At 66.5% G+C, this 1,286-nt stretch carries 1 protein-coding gene; it reads left to right on the top strand.

Annotation, left to right across the window (positions count from 1 at the left end):
• Positions 1-92: 92 nt before the first annotated feature.
• Positions 93-1,246, top strand: a protein-coding gene (locus FAF44_RS53245) for an IS3 family transposase (protein WP_237111128.1) whose coding sequence is annotated in 2 segments (ribosomal slippage) — positions 93-306 and positions 306-1,246 — 1,155 coding nt in all. Because the reading frame shifts where the segments join, the coding sequence is not laid out codon by codon here.
• The last annotated feature ends 40 nt before the right edge of the window (positions 1,247-1,286 follow it).

Genomic DNA, 1,286 nt, shown 5'->3' with positions numbered 1-1,286 from the left:
GTTTGGTAGACACCTGATCTCTGGGGAACCCTGGTCCCCGGAAGAAGGAGTCTGCAGTGCCAAACAACTATCCGCCGGAGTTTCGCCGGCAGATGGTGGAGCTGGTTCGCGCGGGAAGGACGCCGGAGGAACTGGCCAAGGAGTTCCAGCCCTCCGCGCAATCGATCCGTACCTGGGTGCGCCAGGCCGACCTCGATGACGGCCGCCGCCAAGACGGCCTGACCAGCGCCGAGAAGGACGAGCTGGCCCGGCTGCGGCGCGAGGTGAAGATCCTGCGCGAGGAGAAAGAGATCTTGCGTAAGGCCGCGGTTTTCTTCGCGCGGGAGACGGATCTGCCGAGATGAAGTTCCGGCTGATTCATGCGGAGAAGGACCACCACGAGGTCTCCCTGCTGGCCCGGGTGCTGGGTGTGTCGCGCCAGGGCTACTACGCCTGGGCGGCTCGCCAGCTGCGCGGCCCATCGGCTCGAGCCCGCGGCGACGCCGAGCTGACGGAGCGGATCCGCGAGCATCACCGGGCCTCGGACGAGATCTATGGTGCGCCGCGTATCCATGCCGACCTGCGTGAACTCGACGGGATCCGGGTCGGTCGCAAGCGGGTGGCCCGGCTTATGCGCCGGGCTGGGCTGGCCGGGGTGAGCAGGCGTAGAGGCTGCCGCACCACGATCGCGGACGGGCGCGCTGCGGCTGCCTCCGATCTGGTCAAACGCCAGTTCATCGCAGCCGAGCCGAACCGGGTCTGGACCGCCGATATCACCTATGTGCCCACCTGGCAGGGCTTCGTCTACCTGGCAGTGGTGCTGGACGTGTTCTCCCGCCGGATCGTCGGCTGGGCGATGGCCGAACACATGCGCACCGAACTGGTGACCGACGCCCTGGCGATGGCGCTGCACCAGCGCCACCCCGAGGCCGGGGTGATCCATCACAGCGACAAGGGCAGCCAATACACCTCGATCGCCTTCGGCCAGCGCTGTGAGCAGGCCGGTGTCCACCCGTCCACGGGCCGCACCGGGACATGCTTCGACAACGCGATCACCGAGAGCTTCTTCGCCTCGCTGGAGTGCGAGCTGATCGACCGGCGCACCTTCCACACCAGGTCAGAGGCCGAACGAGCCCTATTCAGCTACATCGAAGGGTTCTACAACCCACGCCGCCGCCATTCCGCCAACGGCCAGCTCAGCCCGGCCGAATACGAACGTCGACACACGCTCAAGAACGCCCAAGACCTCGACTATGCTGCCGCGTAGTCGCAAGCCCTGATGTGTCTATCGAACCGGGGCAACTCCA

This window comes from Nonomuraea sp. MG754425 (assembly GCF_021699195.1).
GTDB lineage: Bacteria > Actinomycetota > Actinomycetes > Streptosporangiales > Streptosporangiaceae > Nonomuraea.
The sequence above is the reverse complement of the archived record's forward strand: the minus strand, read 5'-3'. Positions and strand labels throughout refer to the sequence as shown.